This window comes from Aeromicrobium sp., from assembly GCF_036675695.1.
GTDB lineage: Bacteria > Actinomycetota > Actinomycetes > Propionibacteriales > Nocardioidaceae > Aeromicrobium.
Genome location: NZ_JAKFEL010000130.1, coordinates 1 through 19977 on the forward strand (window position 1 = coordinate 1; position 19977 = coordinate 19977).

The 19977-nt window shown below is 65.8% G+C and carries 21 protein-coding genes; 11 read left to right on the top strand and 10 right to left on the bottom strand.

Annotated elements, in window-relative coordinates:
• Nucleotides 1–111 precede the first annotated feature (111 nt).
• The 6 genes from V6M39_RS08390 (at nucleotide 112) to V6M39_RS08415 (ending at nucleotide 7109) form a co-directional block, all read left to right on the top strand.
• Nucleotides 112–1428: a PhoH family protein gene (locus V6M39_RS08390; RefSeq protein WP_332643365.1), complete on the top strand. Its 1317-nt coding sequence runs from the start codon at nucleotides 112–114 to the stop codon at nucleotides 1426–1428.
• A 63-nt stretch (nucleotides 1429–1491) separates the two neighbouring features.
• Nucleotides 1492–2715, top strand: coding sequence for an extracellular solute-binding protein (locus V6M39_RS08395; RefSeq protein ID WP_332643366.1), 1224 nt, complete (start codon nucleotides 1492–1494; stop codon nucleotides 2713–2715).
• Nucleotides 2712–3602 carry a carbohydrate ABC transporter permease gene (locus V6M39_RS08400; RefSeq protein WP_332643367.1) on the top strand — a complete coding sequence of 297 codons (891 nt, stop codon included), beginning with the start codon at nucleotides 2712–2714 and terminating at the stop codon, nucleotides 3600–3602. The genes V6M39_RS08395 and V6M39_RS08400 overlap by 4 nt, the downstream gene beginning before the upstream one ends.
• Nucleotides 3599–4591: a carbohydrate ABC transporter permease gene (locus V6M39_RS08405; RefSeq protein ID WP_332643368.1), complete on the top strand. Its 993-nt coding sequence runs from the start codon at nucleotides 3599–3601 to the stop codon at nucleotides 4589–4591. Before V6M39_RS08400 ends, V6M39_RS08405 begins: the two co-directional genes overlap by 4 nt.
• Nucleotides 4588–5787, top strand: a complete 1200-nt coding sequence (locus V6M39_RS08410; RefSeq protein WP_332643369.1) for an ABC transporter ATP-binding protein — start codon at nucleotides 4588–4590, stop codon at nucleotides 5785–5787. The genes V6M39_RS08405 and V6M39_RS08410 overlap by 4 nt, the downstream gene beginning before the upstream one ends.
• Before the next feature lie 2 nt (nucleotides 5788–5789).
• Nucleotides 5790–7109, top strand: a complete 1320-nt coding sequence (locus V6M39_RS08415; RefSeq protein WP_332643370.1) for a DUF2079 domain-containing protein — start codon at nucleotides 5790–5792, stop codon at nucleotides 7107–7109.
• Here V6M39_RS08415 and V6M39_RS08420 read toward each other — a convergent pair.
• From V6M39_RS08420 to glpX, 7 genes are read right to left on the bottom strand one after another with little or no spacing between them, the layout of a single operon-like run.
• Nucleotides 7106–7981 (bottom strand): TIGR03619 family F420-dependent LLM class oxidoreductase, encoded by an 876-nt coding sequence (locus V6M39_RS08420; protein WP_332643371.1) that lies wholly within the window; start codon nucleotides 7979–7981, stop codon nucleotides 7106–7108. The genes V6M39_RS08415 and V6M39_RS08420 overlap by 4 nt on opposite strands.
• A 25-nt stretch (nucleotides 7982–8006) precedes the next feature.
• Nucleotides 8007–8492, bottom strand: a complete 486-nt coding sequence (locus V6M39_RS08425) for a GNAT family N-acetyltransferase (RefSeq protein WP_332643372.1) — start codon at nucleotides 8490–8492, stop codon at nucleotides 8007–8009.
• Nucleotides 8489–9874 carry a class II fumarate hydratase gene (locus tag V6M39_RS08430; protein ID WP_332643373.1) on the bottom strand — a complete coding sequence of 462 codons (1386 nt, stop codon included), beginning with the start codon at nucleotides 9872–9874 and terminating at the stop codon, nucleotides 8489–8491. Before V6M39_RS08430 ends, V6M39_RS08425 begins: the two co-directional genes overlap by 4 nt.
• Nucleotides 9875–9917: 43 nt before the next feature.
• A complete protein-coding gene (locus V6M39_RS08435; protein ID WP_332643374.1) occupies nucleotides 9918–10559 on the bottom strand; it encodes a maleylpyruvate isomerase N-terminal domain-containing protein in 642 nt (213 codons plus the stop codon).
• 45 nt (nucleotides 10560–10604) lie between these two features.
• Nucleotides 10605–11240, bottom strand: a complete 636-nt coding sequence (locus V6M39_RS08440) for an FMN-binding negative transcriptional regulator (protein ID WP_332643375.1) — start codon at nucleotides 11238–11240, stop codon at nucleotides 10605–10607.
• On the bottom strand, nucleotides 11237–12136 hold the full coding sequence (locus V6M39_RS08445) for an alpha/beta fold hydrolase (RefSeq protein WP_332643376.1): 900 nt from the start codon (nucleotides 12134–12136) through the stop codon (nucleotides 11237–11239). Before V6M39_RS08445 ends, V6M39_RS08440 begins: the two co-directional genes overlap by 4 nt.
• Nucleotides 12137–12178: 42 nt before the next feature.
• The gene (gene glpX / locus V6M39_RS08450) at nucleotides 12179–13186 is read right to left on the bottom strand and encodes a class II fructose-bisphosphatase (RefSeq protein ID WP_332643377.1); all 1008 of its coding nucleotides are present in this window, start codon (nucleotides 13184–13186) and stop codon (nucleotides 12179–12181) included.
• Between the two features lie 84 nt (nucleotides 13187–13270).
• Between glpX and V6M39_RS08455 the strand changes: the two genes are divergently transcribed.
• Nucleotides 13271–13795 (top strand): DUF4245 domain-containing protein, encoded by a 525-nt coding sequence (locus V6M39_RS08455; RefSeq protein WP_332643378.1) that lies wholly within the window; start codon nucleotides 13271–13273, stop codon nucleotides 13793–13795.
• Here V6M39_RS08455 and V6M39_RS08460 read toward each other — a convergent pair.
• Together V6M39_RS08460 and xseA are read right to left on the bottom strand one after the other, a co-directional pair.
• Nucleotides 13768–13983, bottom strand: coding sequence for an exodeoxyribonuclease VII small subunit (locus V6M39_RS08460; protein WP_332643379.1), 216 nt, complete (start codon nucleotides 13981–13983; stop codon nucleotides 13768–13770). The two genes, V6M39_RS08455 and V6M39_RS08460, sit on opposite strands and share 28 nt — an antisense overlap.
• Nucleotides 13976–15205, bottom strand: a complete 1230-nt coding sequence (gene xseA, locus V6M39_RS08465; protein WP_332643380.1) for an exodeoxyribonuclease VII large subunit — start codon at nucleotides 15203–15205, stop codon at nucleotides 13976–13978. Before xseA ends, V6M39_RS08460 begins: the two co-directional genes overlap by 8 nt.
• 241 nt (nucleotides 15206–15446) lie before the next feature.
• Between xseA and V6M39_RS08470 the strand changes: the two genes are divergently transcribed.
• Both V6M39_RS08470 and V6M39_RS08475 read left to right on the top strand, forming a co-directional pair.
• Complete coding sequence (locus tag V6M39_RS08470; RefSeq protein ID WP_332643381.1) at nucleotides 15447–16439, top strand: 4-hydroxy-3-methylbut-2-enyl diphosphate reductase; 993 nt, start codon at nucleotides 15447–15449, stop codon at nucleotides 16437–16439.
• A gap of 36 nt (nucleotides 16440–16475) precedes the next feature.
• On the top strand, nucleotides 16476–18362 hold the full coding sequence (locus V6M39_RS08475; RefSeq protein ID WP_332643382.1) for a Na+/H+ antiporter: 1887 nt from the start codon (nucleotides 16476–16478) through the stop codon (nucleotides 18360–18362).
• On the opposite strand, the gene V6M39_RS08480 is transcribed toward V6M39_RS08475, so the two are convergent.
• On the bottom strand, nucleotides 18338–18790 hold the full coding sequence (locus V6M39_RS08480) for a DUF6542 domain-containing protein (RefSeq protein WP_332643383.1): 453 nt from the start codon (nucleotides 18788–18790) through the stop codon (nucleotides 18338–18340). The genes V6M39_RS08475 and V6M39_RS08480 overlap by 25 nt on opposite strands.
• Before the next feature lie 60 nt (nucleotides 18791–18850).
• Between V6M39_RS08480 and V6M39_RS08485 the strand changes: the two genes are divergently transcribed.
• Together V6M39_RS08485 and V6M39_RS08490 are read left to right on the top strand one after the other, a co-directional pair.
• Nucleotides 18851–19387 carry a GNAT family N-acetyltransferase gene (locus V6M39_RS08485; RefSeq protein WP_332643384.1) on the top strand — a complete coding sequence of 179 codons (537 nt, stop codon included), beginning with the start codon at nucleotides 18851–18853 and terminating at the stop codon, nucleotides 19385–19387.
• A complete protein-coding gene (locus tag V6M39_RS08490; RefSeq protein WP_332643385.1) occupies nucleotides 19372–19917 on the top strand; it encodes a GNAT family N-acetyltransferase in 546 nt (181 codons plus the stop codon). Before V6M39_RS08485 ends, V6M39_RS08490 begins: the two co-directional genes overlap by 16 nt.
• Nucleotides 19918–19977: the final 60 nt, after the last annotated feature.

A 19977-nucleotide genomic window follows, 5' to 3' on the forward strand; every position in this document is an offset into this window, starting at 1 on the left:
AGGCATACGTTCAAAGAGTGTTGACGCTCGCCCCTGAGCAACGAGATCTGGCCCTTTCCGCCGAGTAAGAGCCGGCGCAGGGCGCGCGCGGGTTCGTTTAGGGAGACAGCTGTGGCTGCTAAGAAGAGCACGAGCCCGGACCGCCGCACGTACATCCTGGACACCAGCGTCTTGCTGGCAGATCCCGCGGCCGTCAATCGTTTCCATGAGCACGAAGTCGTGATCCCAGTCGTGGTGATCACCGAGCTCGAGGGCAAACGACACCATCCGGAACTCGGCTACTTCGCCCGCAGCGCGCTGCGATTCCTCGACGACCTCCGCATCCAGCACGGCTCGCTCAATGTGCCGCTGCCGATCGGCGACGAGGGCGGCACGATCCGCGTCGAGCTCAACCACACCGATCCCGAGTCGCTGCCCGCCGGCTTCCGGCTCGGCGACAACGACACCCGCATCCTCTCGGTGGCGCGCAATCTCGCCAACGAAGGCTTCAACGTCACGATCGTGTCCAAGGACCTGCCGATGCGCGTCAAGGCGTCGGCTGTGGGCCTGGTCGCCGAGGAGTACCGCGCCGAGCTCGCGCTCGAGTCCGGCTGGACCGGTATGACCGAGGTCGACGTTGAGAGCACCGACCTGGACGAGCTGTACGAGTCGGGCACCCTCGACCTCGCTGAGGCCCGCGACCTGCCGTGCCATACCGGCATGGTGCTGGTGTCCGACAAGGGCAGCGGCCTCGGACGCGTGACCGCAGACAAGCAGGTGCAGCTCGTACGCGGCGATCGAGATGCGTTCGGCATCCATGGTCGCTCCGCCGAGCAGCGCGTGGCTCTCGACCTCCTCCTCGACCCCGAGATCGGCATCGTGTCGCTCGGTGGCCGTGCAGGCACCGGCAAATCGGCTCTCGCGATCTGCGCAGGACTCGAAGCCACGATGGAACGCGGACAGCACAAGAAGGTGGTCATCTTCCGCCCGCTGTACGCAGTTGGTGGCCAGGAGCTCGGCTACCTGCCCGGCAGCGAGTCCGAGAAGATGGGCCCCTGGGCGCAGGCGGTGTTCGACACCCTTGGCGCTGTCACCTCGACAGCGGTCATCGAGGAGATCCTCGATCGCGGCATGCTCGAAGTGCTCCCGCTGACGCACATCCGTGGTCGCTCGCTGCACGACTCGTACGTCATCGTCGACGAGGCACAGTCGCTGGAGCGCAATGTGCTCCTGACGGTGCTCTCGCGTATCGGCGCCAACTCCAAGGTCGTGCTCACCCACGATGTCGCCCAGCGCGACAACCTGCGAGTCGGTCGCCACGACGGTGTCGTCGCCGTGGTCGAGAAGCTCAAGGGCCACCCGCTCTTCGCCCACGTCACGCTGACTCGCTCCGAGCGTTCTCCGGTCGCCGCCCTGGTGACCGAAATGCTCGAGGACGTCACTCTCTGACAGGGGAGACCAAGAACGCTCTAACCGCCTGAACGCTGCCCTCTCCTGTGGCAGAGTGACCGCGTGAGCGTTCGAGGGAAACGGGTCGCGGCCATTGGCCTGGCCCTGGTCACGCTCGCAGCCTGTGGCAGCAACCCGAAGCCGGAGGCCACGGTCACGCTCAACTGGTACGTCGGCCCCGACCGGATCGACGCACAGGCGTTGGCGACGTCATGCAACACCGCTGACTACCGGATCGCCGTCAAGGAGCTGCCGACGGACGTTGACGAACGGCACCAGACGCTCGTACGACGGCTGGTCGCCAAGGACACCTCGATCGACCTGTTGAGCCTCGACTCTGCGTTCACGGCAGAGTTTGCGGAGGCGCAGTTCCTCGCACCGGTTCCCGAGGACCTGATCCCGGAGTACAGCAAGGACATCGCGCCCGCCGCCCTCCAGGCGGCAACGTACGAGGATGCGCTCGTCGTTGCGCCGTGGTGGTTCGACCCGCAGCTCCTCTGGTACCGCGGGAAGGTCGCCGAGCGGGCGGGCCTCGACACGACCAAGGCAGTGAGCTGGGACGCGCTGATCGCGGGCGCCCAGCGACTTGGCCTCACCGTGCAGATCGACGATCCCGACGGGTCGGGGCTCAGTGAGTGGCTCAACGCGCTCATCGCGGGAAGCGGTGGAGAGCTGATCGCCGGTACGGGTCGCAGCGCCCAGGTCGGCCTCGACTCTGACGCGGGCCGCGCGGCCGCTGGAGTCGTGAAGTTCTACAACGACGCCAACGTCGGACCCGGCCCCTCGCGCAATGCGCTTGAGGCCTTCGCGGCACCGACCGGCGGCTTCCTGCTGGCGCCGAGTTCGGTCATCTCCGATCCCGCCTTGGCCGGCGTTGCAGCTGACATGGGGTGGGCGCCCTACCCGATGAGTGGAACGACGAGCGTTGCACCGCTGGCTGGAATCGGCCTTGCCGTGCCGCTGTACGCGACGCAAACCGACCTCTCGTACAAAGCCATCTCGTGCTTGACAGGTCCGTCAGCCATGCGGGCAATCATGAGCAGCGCGGGTCACAGCTCGAGCCGGCTCACGACGTACGACGACCCGGCTCTGGGCACGACCTTCCCGATGGCGCTCGTCACGAAGGCTGCCGTGATGTCCGGGCGAGCCGTACCCATGACGCCGCACTGGAATCTCGTGCGCAGCGCGATCGACGATTCATGGCTCCCGCTGACCGGTGTCAACGACGACACCCCGAAGGACTCGCAGCGCATCGTCACTGCGCGCCTGCGAGGTGATCTCCCATGAAGTTCGTGAAGAAGCCGGCTTTCGTGAGGATGCCGGGAAGCGGTCGGCCCAAGGCGCCGACCTCGATGAGGGGTTGGGTGTGGCTCGCGCCGGCAGTCGTTGTGCTTCTCGCAATCACGGCCTGGCCCATCGGGCGCGCCGTGTGGTTGTCCCTGTCCTCCTACTCGCTCACCAATCCTGAGGCGCGCACGTCCGTCGGATTCGACAACTACGTCGAGATCCTGACCAACAGGACCTGGTGGCTCGCCATCGCGACGAGCCTGATCATCGTCGTGCTGGTCGTCGCGGTGCAGCTGGCGCTCGGCTTCGCCTTCGCGCTGGTCCTGCGCCGACTGACGGTGCTCTGGCCCGTCACCCGCATGCTCGTGCTCCTGCCATTCGCGATCGCCGCAATCGTGACCGCCGTCGTGTGGCGTGATGCGGCGACAACGGGGTTCCTCGCGAGCTGGTTCCGGCTCGACAGCGTCGGCCAGCTCGACCAGCTCGCGGCGGTCAGTCTCGGCGAGATCTGGCGCGGTACGGGGATCGTCGCGGTCATCCTGCTGGCGGGTCTCACCCAGGTATCCGGCCGGCTCCATGCGGCCGCAGTCGCAGACGGTGCAACCGGATGGCAGCGCTTGCAACGGGTGATCCTCCCCGTCATGGGTCCCGCGTTCGCAGTCGCGATCGCCTATCGCGCGCTGGACGCGTTCCGCGCCATCGAGGGTCCGCTGCTGGTCGACGAGCCGGGTGCAGACATACACACGGCCCCGCAGGTTATCTGGGACACCACGTTCTCGTCATTTGAGCTCGGCCTCGGCGCTGCGATGTCGATCGTGCTGCTCGCGATCGCCGCGGTGCTTGGCGTGCTGCTCGTGCAGTTGTTCCGCGTGAGGAGGGTCGTATGAGCACTGTCGCCTTCGTTCCGTCCGTCCGGTCGCGCCTGTGGGCCTCCGGCACCTCGTTCGCGCTCGGCTTCACCCTCGCCAACTACGGCATCCTCATGGTTGTGCGCCCGGACCAGTGGCTGTGGCTCGGAGCGGCCGCCGTGCTGATGCTGACGGGAGCTGCCGGCATTCTGTTCGCCGACACCAATCGTTCGGTCTCGTTCTGGGCTGTGCTCGGCCTCGAAGTGTTCCTGATGTTCACGCTGTTGCCCCTGCTCTGGACCTTCACCGTCGCCACGACACCGGCAGACCTGACCGCCAGATCGCTGTGGCCGAACGAGGTCTCGTGGCACACGTTTGGCGATGTCCTTGGCTCCAGCAGCATGAGGCGGGCAGCACTCACGTCGGCGTTGGTCTCAGGCGTCGCGACGCTGGTCTCGATCCCGTTGGCGATCGCCGCGGCCTATGCGTTGGTGCGGCTCAGGGTCAAGGGTGGCCGTATTGCGTACGCGCTCATCATCGCGGTGCTGCTGATCCCGCTCGTTGCGCTCGCCGGACCGATCGCCGATCAGGTGATCTCGCTGGATCGCTTCGGATCTCGCCTCTCGCTCATTCCGCCAGCGCTGCTGATCACCCTGCCGCTGTCCATCTGGCTGTTCGTCACGTTGTTCAAGCGCGCCCCCTGGTCGCTTGGCGAAGCCGTACGCGCCGACGGCGCCACACGTCGTCAGCGGTTCACCCGGTTCGTCGTGCCAGTCTTCGGCCCAGGCATCCTGCTGATCGCGCTCCTGGTCTTTGTCGTCGGCTCTCAGGACTACGTGCTCGGCGCGGCGCTGTCTACGACGGACGCGCCGTTGCCGGCATCGCTACTGATGGCGCGGGGCGATCTCGACACCGCCTCGTCCGCGACGATTGCCGCCGCCGGACTGCTCTGGGCTGCGCTGCCGGTCATCTTGCTTCTCGTGGTACCGCGCAGGATCCACCAACTTCTGGGAAGGTCATACCGATGACGTCGATCGAGCTCCGCAACCTGACAGTGGCTGGCCGTGGTGTCCGCCCGCTGCTGGACGACGTCAGCATCACCGTCCCGTCCGGCTCGACGTTGGCGATCATCGGACCCTCGGGTGCTGGCAAGAGTCTGCTGCTGCGCGTACTGGTCGGGCTTGAGGATCAGACGTTCGGCGAGATACTGCTGGACGGAGTCGACGTCACCAAGTCCAACCCGCGAACGCGCGACCTGTCGATGGTGTTCCAGGACTATTCACTCCACCCGCAGCTCGACGCATTCGACAATCTCGCGTTCTCGTCGACGCTGAGGCGCGAGAAGGCTACGAGGAAGTTTCGCCGCGGCTCGCTCGACAAGGTCGCCATCTCCGATCGGGTCAATTCGGTCAGCGAGTTCCTCGCTCTGACTGATCTGCTGGAGCTCAAGCCAGGCGATCTCGACGACGCTCAGCGTCAGCGGGTTGCACTCGGACGTGCCCTCGTACGCGATGCGGCCGCGTACTTGTTCGATGACCCGTTCTCCAAGCAAGCCGCCCGCGCCCGCCCGCATGTTCGTTCGGTGACTGCGCAGTGGCAGACCGAAGCGGGCCGTACGTCGATCTTCACGACCTCCGACATCGCCGAGGCGCTGACCCTTGCCGATCGAGTCGCCGTCCTGCACCAGGGGTTCGTGCACCAGGTCGGCACGCCACGTGAGCTCTACGAAGCGCCCAAGGACATGTTCGTCGCGGGATTCCTCGGCTCGCCGCCGATGAACCTCGTACCGGCTCGGCCGACCGGCAGTCAGCTCGTCATGCCTCTGGCGACGATGTACCTCGATGACGAGCTGGCCAAGCGAATCGGCGATCGCGACCTCGTCGTGGTGGGCATTCGGCCCGAGGACTGCCAGGAGTCGTCGAGTCCGCTTGCCGCAACCGTGACCGACAAGGTCGAGTTCACCACCCGTATCGACGACGTGGAGTGGCAGGGCAGCACCCAGCTCGCCTACCTCGGCTACGACACCGACCCAGATGTCGAGGCTCGGCTGAGCGAGGTCGAGGACCTGCTGGACTTTGACCTGTTCCAGAGCTTCGTGGTCGCCGAGCTCGCGGCAGAGAGCACGTTGAAGGCCGGAATGTCGATCCGCGTCGTCATCCCACGATCCAAGATCAACGTCTTCGATCCGGAAACGGGCGAAAACCTTTCGCTCCCTCAAGACTGAGCATGGATCGCCGCCCCTGGGTCCTGGCGGGTCTCCTCGGTGCGGTGTACGGGGTCGCGTACGGAGTGATCTCGCTGGCCCGGTTCGACCGGTTCGCGCTCTCGTCGTGGGACAACGCCATCTTCGAGCAGGCCGTGCGCGGGTATGCGCACTTTGGTGCGCCGACGATCGACGTGCGCGGTGCCGGGTTCAACCAGCTCGGCGACCACTTCTCGCCGATTCTCGTGCTGATCGCACCGTTCTACCGCTTGTTCCCGTCAGCTCAGACGATCCTGATAGCCCAGGCGGTCTTGCTGGCGATCTCGGTCGCGATCATCGCTGCGCTGGCCATCCGCCAGCTCGGCACTGTCATCGGAGTGGCGATCGGCGTCGCGTACGGCGCATCGTTTGGCTTGCTTGCTGCGGTCGAGGTCGACTTCCACGAGGTCGCGTTCGCGGCACCGCTGCTTGCGCTGGCGGGTGCTGCGTACGTGGAGCGCCGTTTCGATGCGGTCGTCCTCTGGTCGTTGCCGCTCATGCTGGTCAAGGAGGAGTTCGGGCTCACGGTCGCTGTGATCGGAGGCGTGCTGTGGCTGGCGGGCGAACACCGTCGCGGCGCGGCTCTCGGCGCTGTCGGTCTGGTCGCCGGGGTGTTCATCGTCTTCGTGCTGATGCCGTCGATCGCGCCAGACGGCTCTTACACCCATGCTGGTTCGCTGGGCGGCGACCGCGGCATCCTCCCGACGCTGTTCGATGAGGTCGACCGCAAGGCCGCGACCGTCATGTTGACGGTGGCCGTCACGGGTCTCGCCGCCCTGTTCTCTCCCTGGCTCCTACTGGTGCTGCCAACGTTCGCGTGGCGTTTCGCGGGGGACAACGCCTACTACTGGGGCACTGAGTGGCACTACTCGCTCGTGCTCATGCCGATCGTGTTCGTCGCGATGATCGACGGGATGAAGCGCTGGTCACAGCTGCGCTGGGCGACCCTCCCGGCGCTGGTGGTCACGGGGCTCATGCTGGTCAGCTCGCCATTGGTTGCACTGTTCGACTCCGAGACGTACGCCGAGTCGCCGCGGGCCGAGGAGGCACGTGAGGTGCTGGCGCTCATACCCAAGGGCAGTTCTGTCGAGACTGACATCGGGTTGATGACCCACCTGACAACGGACAACACGGTCTATTGGCTTGGCACTCCCGGCAATCCGCCTCCCGAGTACGTCTTGCTCGATGTCGAATCGAACATCGGCTCGCCGTCGGATGCAGTGACGTACGCGCAGGACAAATATGGCGGGACCTACGAGCTGCTGTACGGCGAGGGCGGCTATCTCCTCGCGCACCGGCTCTAGAGCTTCGCGGCTTCCAACGGCTTGAGCACGTCGTCGGCGAAGCGCCGGATGCCGTCAACCTTCTGCTCGAGGCTGCACTCGAGCCCGTGGTAGTACGCCCACGGCATCGTCCACACATCGGTGACCCCGACCTCCTCGGCGGCGGCGAACTGCTCGGGGAGGAATGCGTCGGTGAGCGCCGTGATGAAGCGGAAGTCGCCGTCGCGCCCGAGCTCTTCGCGGATCTCCGCCAGTCGGCGTGCGTGCTTGCCGGCCTCCTCGGTCGAGTACAGGTCACCGATCCAGCCGTCGTGACGGGCGGCACGACGCATACCTGCCTCGGACAGACCTCCGACGTAGATCGGGATCCGTGCAGTCGGCGTCGGCTCCATCACGAGTCGCGGCGTCGGGTAGAAGGTGCCCTCGAACGAGTTCCATCCTGGGGACCACAGCTCAGCGAGCAGGTCCAGCGCCTCGTCGGTGCGCTTGCCCCGGGTGCCGAAGTCCTGACCCATCAGCTCGAACTCCTCGCGGCACCAGCCGACGCCCACCCCGAAGGCCACGCGGTTGCCCGACAGCGCCGCGACCGTGCCGACTGCCTTCGCGACCTGGTACGGGCTGCGCAGCGCTGCGACGTACACGGACGTGTAGAAGTGGATGTTGGTGGTGACCGCGGCCATCGCGCCCGCCAGCACCCACGGATCCGGCCACTCAGCCGAGTGCTCCCAGCGTCGCTTGCCGTCGGGGGTGTACGGGTAGGGCGTCGTGAGCGTCTCCAGGTCGACCACGTGGTCGGGGATCGAGATGGCGTCGTACCCGCACTCGTCGGCGACGCGGGCAAGGGTCAGGAGCTCGTCAACGGGCTGAAAAGCGACCGTGATGGAGAAGCGCATGGATCGACCCTAGGACGTGCTGGCTCTAGAGCGTCAGGTGCATGACGTGCAGGCCGACCAGGCCGTGAACGCGGTGGTCGAACGCCTCAGGCACTGTTCCGATGATCGCGAAGCCCAGGTCCTGCCAGAGCTTGACCGCCGAGGTGTTGGTCTCGACGACGGCGTTGAACTGGATCGCGCGATATCCCTCAGCCCGAGCCCACTCGACCGCGTGGACACCGAGCTCGCGTCCGACGCCCTTGCCGCGAGCAGCCGGATCGACCATGAAGCTCGCGGTCGCGACGTGTGCGCCGCGGCCGGGCCGATTGGGACCCATCTTGGCTGAACCGAGCACCGCCTCGCCCTCGACTGCGACGACCGTACGGCCGGGAGGCGGTTCCATCCAGAGCGCCTTGGCGGTGTCGATCGTCAGATCGTCCGGGTACGCGTAGGTCTGGCCGTCCTTGACGATGTCGTCGAAGAACGGCCAGATCAGCGGCCAGTCAGCGTCGGTCGCGGCGCGAAGAATCAAGGGTGAGTCATGGACATGACGTCGAGCGCCTTGTCCAGGTCAGCCTCGCTGATGTCGCCGCGTTCGACGAAGCCCATCTCGATGACGACCTGACGGATCGTCTTCTTCTCCTTGACCGACTGCTTGGCGACCTTGGCGGCGTTCTCGTAGCCAATGAAGCGGTTGAGCGGTGTGACGACCGACGGCGACGACTCGGCGAGCTCGAGGCAGCGCTCTTCGTTGGCCGTGATGCCGTCGATGCAGCGGTCGGCGAGCACCTTGGAGGAGTTGCCGAGCAGGCGCATCGACTCGAGCAAGTTGCGGCCGATGACCGGCAACATGACGTTGAGCTCGAATGCACCCGAGGCGCCGGCGGTGGCGATCGTGGCGTCATTGCCGATGACTTGGGCGCACACCATCAGGGTTGCCTCGGGGAGGACCGGGTTGACCTTGCCGGGCATGATGCTCGAGCCGGGCTGGAGGTCGGGGAGGTTGATCTCACCGAGCCCCGTACGCGGTCCTGAGCCCATCCAGCGGAGGTCGTTGCAGATCTTGGTCAGGCTGACGGCGATCGTACGAAGCTGGCCCGACATCTCGACGAGTCCGTCGCGGGCGCCCTGCGCCTCGAAGTGGTCAACAGCTTCGGTGACCGGAAGGCCGCTGCCTTCGGCGAGCAGCTCGATGACGCGCTGCGGGAAGCCGATCGGTGTGTTGATTCCGGTGCCGACGGCGGTGCCGCCGAGAGGAACCTCAGCCGTACGAGGGAGTGAAGCCTCGATGCGCTCGATTCCACGGCGTACCTGCATGGCGTAGCCGGCGAACTCCTGGCCAAGGGTGACCGGGGTGGCGTCCATGAGGTGAGTGCGGCCGGACTTCACGACCTGCGCGAACTCCTTGGCCTTGCGCTCGAGTGACAGAGCCAGGTGATCGAGGGCCGGGATCAGCTCGTTGGAGGCCGATGCCGTGGCGGCGACGTGGATAGAGGTTGGGAAGACGTCATTGGACGACTGCGACGCGTTGACGTGGTCATTGGGGTGCACGGGCTTGCCGAGCTTGCTCGTGGCGAGATTGGCGAGCACTTCGTTCGTGTTCATGTTGCTCGAGGTGCCCGAGCCGGTCTGGAACACGTCGATGGGGAACTGCGCATCGTGCTGGCCGGTGGCGACCTCGTCTGCAGCGGCGACGATGGCGTCAGCCATGTCCTGCTCGAGGATGCCGAGCTCGGCATTGGCCTTGGCGCACGCAGCCTTGATCTGGGCCAGCGCGCGGATCTGCGCCGACTCGATCGGGGTGCCGGAGATCGGGAAGTTCTCGATGGCGCGCTGGGTCTGGGCGCTCCACAAGGCGTCAACAGGCACCTTGACCTCGCCCATGGTGTCGTGCTCAATGCGGTATTCGGTCATGAGGCTGACGATATCGCTGCGGCCTTTGCCGCTATCAGACGGCCTAGAACGCAGAGATCGAACTCGGCGCGCGCTGGGGGCGGCTGAGTCCGCGTACGACTGCTTCCTGCCCGTGACGTTGCAGCGCCACCCCGGCAAGGAGGCGTACGACGTGCTCCATGGTGTTGTGAGGGAACTCTGGCAGTGGGAGGCCGACGCTCGCCGCCAGGTCGTCGGAGTGCACGACGATCTCCATCGACCTCGTCACCAGGAAGTCGTCTGTCGTCAATGACCAGCCCTGCCACGGAATGTGGATGAAGTCAGGGGATCGGGGTGTCGCGAGCAGCTCGGGAAGATGGGCGAGCGCCCTGGCTGCCTGGGCAAGGACGGTTGCGTGTCCGTCGGTTGCCGACTCGTCTGCTGCGTGCCTGATCGACAGGTTGGCCTCGTCATCGGGTCCAGCTTTGACCCAGTCGGCCCGTGCGTAGTGATCGAGCAGGGCGATGGGTCGCTCGGTCGACGGAGGAGTGTCGAGGGCGCTGACCACATGACCGGCTTGTGCCAGCAGATGGTGGGCGAGCCCGCCGACAGTCATTCCGGCGCATGCACTCTCGTTGTTCCACACCTTGGCCACTGCGCTGTCACTCGCCAACGAGAAGGCCGTATGGCATGCGTTCACGAACGCGGCGCGATCGAACGGATCCATGCCTCTGGAGCCTAATACGGCGATGGTTGCGGCACCCCGTCGTTCTCAGTCCTTGGCGGGGTAACCGATGCCTTCGGTACGCGCACGTTCCATGTCGTCGGCGAGGTGCGGTTGGTTGTACGGACCCGGCTCACGCAGTCGGTCGATCACGTTCTGGATGGTGACGGGGTCCTTGTCCTGGCTCATCTTCACCTTGCAAGTGAATCGGTCGATCGGGATGCGCAGACCTACGGTTCCGCGAGCGATCGGAGGCGCCCACTCCTGGTCGAGCCACATCGGGTCATCGACGTGCCGCTCGAAGTGAGCGACGAGCTTGGTCAGCACGGCAAGGTTTGCCTCTGCGTCGAGGATCTCGGGCGTGCCGTGGCAGTGGACGGCACTGAAGTTCCATGTCGGAGCCTTGATCGACCCTGGCTCGTACCAGCTGGGCGAGACGTACCCATGCTGTCCCTGGAACACGATCAGGACCTCGCGGTCAGCGAAGTCGTGCAGCTTGTCGTCGGGCCGACCGACGTGGGTGACCAGGACGAGCTCGTCTGTCGTGTCGTCGAGCAGGAACGGGTAGTGAGACGCGACCAGTTCGCCGTCGTTGTTGCTGACGATCATCGCCCACGGATTGTCGGCGATGATCTGCCGTACTACCGCGACGTCGGTGGTTGCGTGGAAGTCGGTGTGCCTCATGACGACACAGAGCGCTTGGTGTTGCGCTCGATCGCCTCGACGAACATGTCGTAGAGCGCGGGCGGCAGGTCGTGGCCCATTCCGCCGATCTCGATGTGATCGGCACCGGGGATCGCGGCCGCGGTGGCCTTGCCTCCCGAACGGTGCACCAGTGGGTCTTTCATGCCATGGATGACCGTGACGGGCAGGTCCAGCTTGCCGAGATCCTCGGTGCGATCGGTCGCACTCAGCACGGCCAACATGTGACGTACGGTTCCGCTCGCCGACCACCCGCGGTCGTACGTCTCGATGGCGCGAGCGCGAGTCGCTTCCTCGGCGGCGGGGAAGGCTGGCGAGCCGATGACAGCCGATGCCCGAAGGGACCTGGCGATGTAGGTGTCGCGGGTGTTGCCCGCCGACGACATGAGCGCGGGGATGACGCGAGGGTGCTGCCAACCGACCGTGCGCTTGCCGGTCGTCGACATGATCGAGGTCAGGGACAGGACGCGCTGTGGGTGGGAGATGCAGATCGTCTGCGCGATCATGCCGCCCATCGAGACGCCGACCATGTTGACCTGGTCGAGCTCGAGATGGTCGAGCAGCCCGAGAGCGTCCTCGGCGAAGTCAGCCAGTCCGTAGGGCGGGGTGACGCGGCCGAGGTAGGCCTTGTAGACCGTCGACTTCGCGACCCGGTGCTGGTCGAGCTTGGTCGAGCGGCCGGTGTCGCGGTTGTCGTAGCGGATGACGAAGAAGCCCCGCGCGGCAAGGCGTTCGCAGAAGTCGACGGACCACCAGTTCATCGGCCCGCCCATGCCCATGATCAGCAGGAGCGGCGGATCCTCGGCGTTGCCGAAGGTCTCGTAGCAGATGTCGATGCCCGAGGGCAGCGACGCAAACAGCTCTCCCGATGAAGTCATTTGCCCCTCAGCTTGTAGAGACTCAATGTGTAAGCCTCTGGCTCACTTTTCGTAGTCGATGGCGGAATAGGCTTGGAGCTTCTCCAGGCTGTGCTCGCTGGTGATCTTGCGGATCGTACCGCTGCGCGAGCGCATCACGATCGACTCCGTGTAGGCCTTGCCGGCGCCGTAGCGGACTCCGTGCATGAGCTCGCCATCGGTGATGCCGGTTGCCACGAAGAAACAGTCGTCGGCGTTGACCAGGTCGTTGGTCATGAGGACGCGGTCGAGGTCGTGGCCCGCGTCGATCGCGCGCTGGCGCTCGTCATCGTCGATCGGCCACAGCCTGCCCTGGATCGTGCCGCCGATGGCCTTGATCGCGCAGGCGGTGATGATGCCTTCGGGGGTGCCGCCGATGCCGATCAGCAGGTCGACACCTGTGTCGGGGCGCGCTGCGGTGATACCGCCGGCGACATCGCCGTCGATGATGAACTTGATGCGTGCTCCGGCGGCTCGGATCTCGTCGACGATGCTCTGGTGGCGGGGGCGGTCGAGCACGCAGACCGTGACATCGCGGACCGAGATGCCCTTGGCCTTGGCCACGAGCGAGATGTTCTCGGCGACCGGGAGGCGGATGTCGACGACATCGGCAGCCTCAGGGCCGGCGATGAGCTTCTCCATGTAGAACACGGCCGACGGGTCATACATCGAGCCGCGGGGCGCAACCGCCATGACGGACACCGCATTGGGAAGGCTCTTGGCGGTGAGGGTCGTACCGTCGATCGGGTCGACGGCCACGTCGGTCTCCGCGCCGGTGCCGTCGCCGACCTGCTCGCCGTTGAACAGCATGGGCGCTTCGTCCTTCTCGCCCTCGCCGATCACGACGATGCCGTTCATGGGCACGGTGTTGATGAGCTTGCGCATCGCGTTGACCGCGACGCCATCGGCGCCGTTCTTGTCGCCGCGTCCGACCCAGCGTCCGGCCGCCATGGCTCCGGCCTCGGTCACTCGTACGAGGTCGAGCGCGAGGTTGCGGTCTGGGGCTTGGGAGTCTGGCTGGAGGCGGTCCACGGCCGCATCTTACCGGTACGCCTTGGGGGTCCGCGAAGTCAGGAACGTAGGGTGACAGCGCTGAAACCAACCAAGGAGCAGGACATGAGCTCGACCGGATCGTCGCGCGGCAATCCCTCGATGGGTGACGTCGTGCGATCGGTAGCAGTGCTCAGCGCTCTGGTCCTCGCGCTGTGGGGATTTGGCCAGCTCTTCACCAAGACGCCGGACTCGGCCGTCAAGCCGATCGACTACGTCGCAACCGTCAACAGCGCGCGTCCAGCGGCTCAATTCGAGCTGCTGGCGCCTTCATCCCTTCCCCAGGGCTGGGTCGCCACGTCCGCACAGTTCACGCCGACCACATGGCACCTCGGTGTCGTCACGGATGACGACGAGTATGTCGGCCTTGAGCAGCGCAAGGGTGACGCGAAGCGGCTTGTCGCGACGTACGCGAAGGACAGCAAGTCGGCCGGCAGCGTGACGATCGATGGCAAGGAGTGGGACCTGCGCAAGGCGCCTGACGGTGACGTGACGTACGTGCGTACGGTGTCCGGTCTCACCACTCTCGTCACGGGTGAAGCTCCGCGTGCCGAGGTCGAGGACTACGTCTCGTCGCTCTCTGCGTCCTGACCAGCCGCCGCCGCGAGGCGTGAACGAGCGCCGTCGAGCCACTGCTGGCAGACCTTGGCCAGCAGCTCACCGCGCTCCCACAAAGCCAGAGACTCATCGAGGCTGGTGCCGCCGACCTCGAGCCTCTGCACGACCGAGATGAGCTCGTCGCGGGCCTCCTCGTAGGGGATCTCTGGTGTGTCAGCCATGGTCCTCATCTTTACCTGTCGTCTCGGTGGTGCGTACGCCGACGTTGCCGTCAGCCAGTCGGACGCTGAACTCGACGTCAGGCGCGACCTGGTCGATCGACCGCAGCACTGTGCCGTCGGCGAGGTGCGCCACGGCGTAGCCACGCTCAAGAGTCGCAAGCGGTGACAGCGCTCGTACGCGCGCCAGGTGGTGCCCGATCTCGTCGCTCGAACGATCGAGGCGGTGTGTGACGGAGCGTCGCGCGCGGTCGCGGGCATCGTGGATGACGCTCTCCTGCAGGTCGACGACGGTCAACGGGTTGGCCATGACGGGGCGCGAACGAATGGCCGCGAGTCCTCGAGACTCGCGCTCGAGGATCGCCCGGATGGCCATGCTGGCGCGCTCGCGCATCGAGGCGACTCCCGCGAGCTCTTCGCGTACGTCTGGAACGAGGCGCTTGGCCGCATCGGTCGGTGTTGATGCACGCAGGTCAGCGACGAGGTCAAGCAGCGGGACATCGGGCTCGTGGCCGATGGCGCTGACGACCGGCTTGGCTATGGCACGGACCGCGCGGATGAGGCCTTCGTCGGAGAAGGGCAGGAGGTCCTCGATCGATCCACCGCCGCGGGCGATCACGATGACGTCAACCGAGTCGTCCTGTGCCAGTCGCTGGAGCGCCCCCATGACGTCCGCCGCGGAGCTGGCGCCCTGCATGAGGGCATGCCGGACCACGAACCGTACGTCCGGCCAGCGCAGGCGGGCATTCTCCAGGATGTCGTGCTCGGCGGCTGATGCCTTGCCGGTGATCAGGCCGATGCCGCGTGGGAGCAGTGGGAGGGGCTTCTTGAGTCGCGGGTCGAACAGGCCCTCGGCTGCAAGGAGCTGCTTGCGGCGCTCGAGTTGGGCGAGCAGCTCGCCTTCGCCCTGCGGTCGGATCTCACGCAGCTCCAGGGACAGCGAGCCGCGGGGCGAGTAGAACGTCGGCTTGGCGTGAACGACGACCCGCGCACCTTCGGTGATGGGCGTGGGTGACGCATCGAGAATCATCGAGCTGCAGGTCGCGTCGATCGAGATCTTGGCGGTGAGGTCACGCAGCGTCAGGAAGCAGACGCCTTGGCGACGGGTGAGCTGGGCGATCTCGGCCTCGACCCAGACCGCACCGAGCCGGGCGATGTAGCCGTCGAGGAGCTGCGAGATCTGCCGCAGCGGTGCCGGCTTCTCCGCCGACGTCTCGAGTGCCATACGCACACCCTAGGGGGATGGAACGACAGCGCCAGCGTCGCAGCATTTGGCTTTCGTGAGTCGCGTAGGCCGTGTCTGGCAACCCGCGCAGCCGATCCGGGCGTCCTCCGCGCCCGGTTGCCAAGGCCGAGGGCCGAAGCCATCCCAGTGTTGTCTCGCGAGGACTGAGAACGCAGGCAATCGGGATGCGGGGTCGTTCGGGCGGCGCGTGGGCTTGCCAGACACGGCCTAGGATGGAGTCATGACTGAAGTGTCGCTCGGTATGCCAGCTGTTGGTGGCAGCGTTCTGCTCGCTGACCCACGAGGCTACTGCGCCGGAGTTGACCGTGCAGTGATCACGGTCGAGAAGGCTCTCGACCTCTATGGCGCACCGGTCTACGTACGCAAGGAAATCGTGCACAACAAGCACGTCGTCAACAACCTGCGAGACCGCGGTGCGATCTTCGTGGAGGAGCTCGATGAGGTGCCCGAGGGTGCAACCGTCGTGTTCTCGGCGCACGGTGTCTCACCGATGGTGCATGCCGAGGCCGCCGACCGGAGTCTCAAGACGATCGACGCCACCTGCCCGCTGGTGACCAAGGTGCACCACGAGGCTCGCCGCTTCGCCAGCGAGGGCTACAGCATTCTGCTGATCGGGCACGAGGGTCACGAAGAGGTCGAAGGTACCGCCGGCGAGGCGCCGGACCACATCACGCTGGTCCAGACTCCTGACGACGTGGACTCGCTCGAGTTCCCCGAAGGTACGCGCCTCTCCTGGTTGTCGCAGACGACGCTGAGCGTCGACGAGACGATGGAGACCGTACGTCGGCTGCGTCAGAAGTTCCCGCAGCTCGAAGATCCGCCCAGCGACGACATTTGCTACGCGACCCAGAACCGCCAGGTCGCGGTCAAGGAGATCGCCAAGAACGCCGATCTCGTGATCGTCGTCGGCTCGGCCAACTCCTCCAACTCCGTACGCCTCGTCGAGGTCGCCCTCGAGGCCGGCGCCAAGGCCTCCTATCGCATCGATGACATCTCCGAGATCGACGAGTCGTGGCTCGACGGTGTTGAGAACGTTGGCGTGACGTCAGGCGCTTCCGTGCCCGACGACCTGGTCCAGGAAGTGCTGGCCTATCTCGCCGAGCGTGGCCACCCCGGTGCCGAGGCCGTACGCACTGCCGACGAGAGCCTGATCTTTGCCCTGCCGCCTGAGCTCCGCAAGGACATGAAGAAGGCCGGCGTTCCCTACAAGTAGGGCAGGTCGCGAGGAGTCTGGTGACAGACTCATCCCGTGGAAACTGCGCTGACCCTCGTCACCCTGCTGGCGCTCGCCGTGGCGGTGAGCGCTGCCGCCGGTCGGCTGGGGATGTCGGCGCCGCTGGTCCTGATTGTGGTCGGCATCCTGGGGTCCTACCTCCCGTTCGTTCCGGAGTACGAGCTGACGCCCGAGCTCGTGCTTGTCGGCCTGCTTCCGCCGCTGTTGTATGCAGCGGCGATCCGAACCTCTCTGGTTGATTTCCGAGCGAATCGACGGCCGATCGCGCTGCTCAGCGTCGGCCTTGTGCTGTTCACAACTGCCGGCATCGGGTTTCTCGTGTGGTGGCTGCTTGATGTGCCGCTCGCTGTTGCCTTCGCGTTGGGCGCGGTCGTTGCTCCGCCCGACGCCGTGGCCGCGACCTCGATCGCTCGCCGTGTGGGACTCCCGCGCCGAGTCGTCACGATTCTCGAGGGCGAGAGCCTCGTCAACGACGCCACCGCGATCGTCACCCTGCGCGCGTCGATCGCCGCGATCGGCGGAACGGTGAGTGTGTGGGAGGTCGGCGCGAGCTTCGTGCTCTCCGCGATCGGCGGCGTTCTCATCGGTCTCGTCGTCGCAATCGTCATCGGCAAGATCCGCAAGCTGATCCAGGACGATGTCACGGACGTCGCGGTCTCGCTGCTGACGCCCTGGATCGCCTATCTCCCCGCCGAGGAGATCCACATCCCTGGCGTCGACGGTCACCCTTCGGGGGTGCTTGCCGTGGTGGTCGCCGGCATCATCCTCGGTCACAAGTCGCCGATCATCCAGTCAGCGTCGTCGCGACTGTTCGAGCGTACGAACTGGGCGACCATCTCGTACGTGCTTGAGAACGCCGTCTTCCTGCTGATCGGCCTGCAGGTGCGCTCGATCGTCGATGATCTCGGTGAGAGCACGGTCTCGGGCACACGGATCGCGGTGTCGTGCGCGGTTGTCCTCGCGGCGGTGATCCTGCTGCGCATCCTCTGGGTGTTCCCTGCGACGTATGCCGCACGCATGATCCCGAAGATCCGTGACTCGGAACCGCGACCTTCGCCTCGAGTCGTGTTCCTCGTGGCGTGGACCGGCATGCGAGGCGTCGTCACGCTGGCAGCGGTGTTTCTGTTGCCGGCGGATACCGAGAAGCGCGAGGTGCTGGTCCTGATGGCCTTCGTCGTCACGGTCGGGACACTTCTCATCCAAGGACTGACGATTCCGTCGCTTGTACGCCTGCTCAAGGTGCCCGGGCCCGATCGTCACGAAGACCATCTGCAGGAGGCGACGGTCTATCAGGCAGTGGCCGACGAGGGTATGAAGTTCCTGGATGAAGAGGTCGAGGGCACAGTCTCTGACTCAGTCATGCATCGTCTGCGCGAGCGCGCCACGGATCGTACGAACGCGGTGTGGGAGCGACTGGGCGGTTCGGCAACACCCAGCGCGCAGTACTCGCGACTCCGGGCTGCGATGCTCGCCCGCGAACGCGATGAGCTGCTGCGCATACGCGCGCTCGGCAGTATCGACCAGTCCGTGCTGGCTCGTGTCATGAATGCGCTCGACGTCGAGGAGTCGATACTTGATCGCATGTACGAAGACGAGACGACAGCCAACCGGGAGACCGAGCTGCGGCCGACGTACGAGCAGGGTGGTCCCTGCGAGCACCTTGCTGAGGCAGTTGTCGTACCGACGCCAGTGACGCCGACTGGTTGCGAGGAGTGCCTGAGGGATGGCCACGACTGGGTGCACCTGCGGCTTTGCATGGAGTGCGGCCATGTCGGTTGCTGTGACTCGTCGCCGAACACGCACTCCACCAAGCACTTCCATGAGACCGGCCATCCGGTGATGCGCAGCTTCGAGCCTGGGGAGGCCTGGCGCTGGTGCTATGTCGACGAGGTGCTTGGCTGAGGGTGCTTCGGCGCCGTCGTGATGCGCAGGGCGATGATGCCGAGCGCGAGGCCATGGCCAACGACCAGAGTCTTGCCATGGTCGATTGTGGCTGCGATGAGTCGGCCGATGAAGCCAGCGTCGTCGGCGAGGCCGTTGACCTGGATCGCGTCGGGCCAGAACATCGCGACGAAGGCCAACGACCCGATCAGGAGGGCTGGCGGGAACACGCCCGCCTGGAACAGTGACTCGAGATCGACGGCCATCGCGACGGTCACGACGATCAACACGAAGCCGAGCGAGTACAGGAACCCGAGGCGTCCATCGGTCAGGTCGAGACCAGTCAGTGTTGCCATGGCGATGACGGCGAATCGGATCGCCTGGCGGGCGCTCAGATCGTGCCCCGCACGCCGTGGGCGTGAGGGCGTCTCGACCGGGCGCGCGTCCATACCCTCATGATGCGCCGCCGCGGTGACACATTGGGGGAGGTGGACTGATAGGAACGACACGTGGGCATCATCGAGACCGAGCGACTGATCCTCCGTCCGTTCACACACGATGATGCGGAGCGGGTGCTCGACATCCACAGTCGGATCGAGGTCGTTCGTTGGATCAGCGACCCGCCGTTCGTCCTGATGGCCGATCTCGACGAGGCTCGTGCCTGGATCGACAACTGGAATACCGGTGACGTCGGCCCGGCCAGTTGTGGACTTGCGATCGAGGTTCGGGACACCGGTGTGGTGGCGGGCACGGTGATGATCACCAAGGTGCCGAATACCGACTACGACGAGCGCCAGGTCGGCTGGCACCTGCACCCCGACTCGGTCGGGTGTGGATACGCAACGGAGGCAGCCATCCCGCTGATCGACCGCGCTTTCGCCGCCGGTCTCGATGAGATCTGGTGCGGTATGTACCCCGACAACGAGCCGTCGGCAGCAGTCGCCACGCGGCTGCGTCTGATCGACCGCGGCATCGTTCCGGACCCGTGGTACGAGGGCTACTCGCGCTACTTCACGGCGACCGCCGAGGAGTGGGCGAACCGTTGATCGAGACTGAGCGCCTGATCCTTCGCCCCTACACGCACGACGATGCCGAGCGGCTTTTCGACATGATGAGCCGCATCGAGGTGGCCAAGTGGAGCGGCGAGGGCATACCGATGCAGACGATCGACGAGGCTCATGCTCGCATCGATCGCATGCCGATCCGAGCCGGTGATCGGCCCGAAGCCGGTGTTTTTGCCGTCGAACGCAAGGACAACGGCGTCGTGGCTGGCATGGCGGTGCTCGCGCCGATTCCGGCGAGCAAGAGTGTAGATCGCTCGGACATGGAGATCGGATGGCATTTGCACCCCGACTCGTGGGGTCATGGCTTCGCCACCGAGGCCGCGACGGCGCTCGTCGCGAGGGGATTTGCCGCCGGTCTGACTGAGCTGTACGCCGTCACGAAGCCCGCCAATGGACCCTCGCAAGCGGTCTGCCAGCGCCTCGGCATGGAGGACCTGGGTCTGCGCAAGGACTGGTATGACCAGGAGCTCCGCGCCTTCTGTCTGAAGGCTCCGGGCGAGCCCGTAAAGTAGCCCCTTGTGGCTCTCTCCATCGGCATCGTCGGACTCCCCAACGCGGGCAAGTCGACCCTT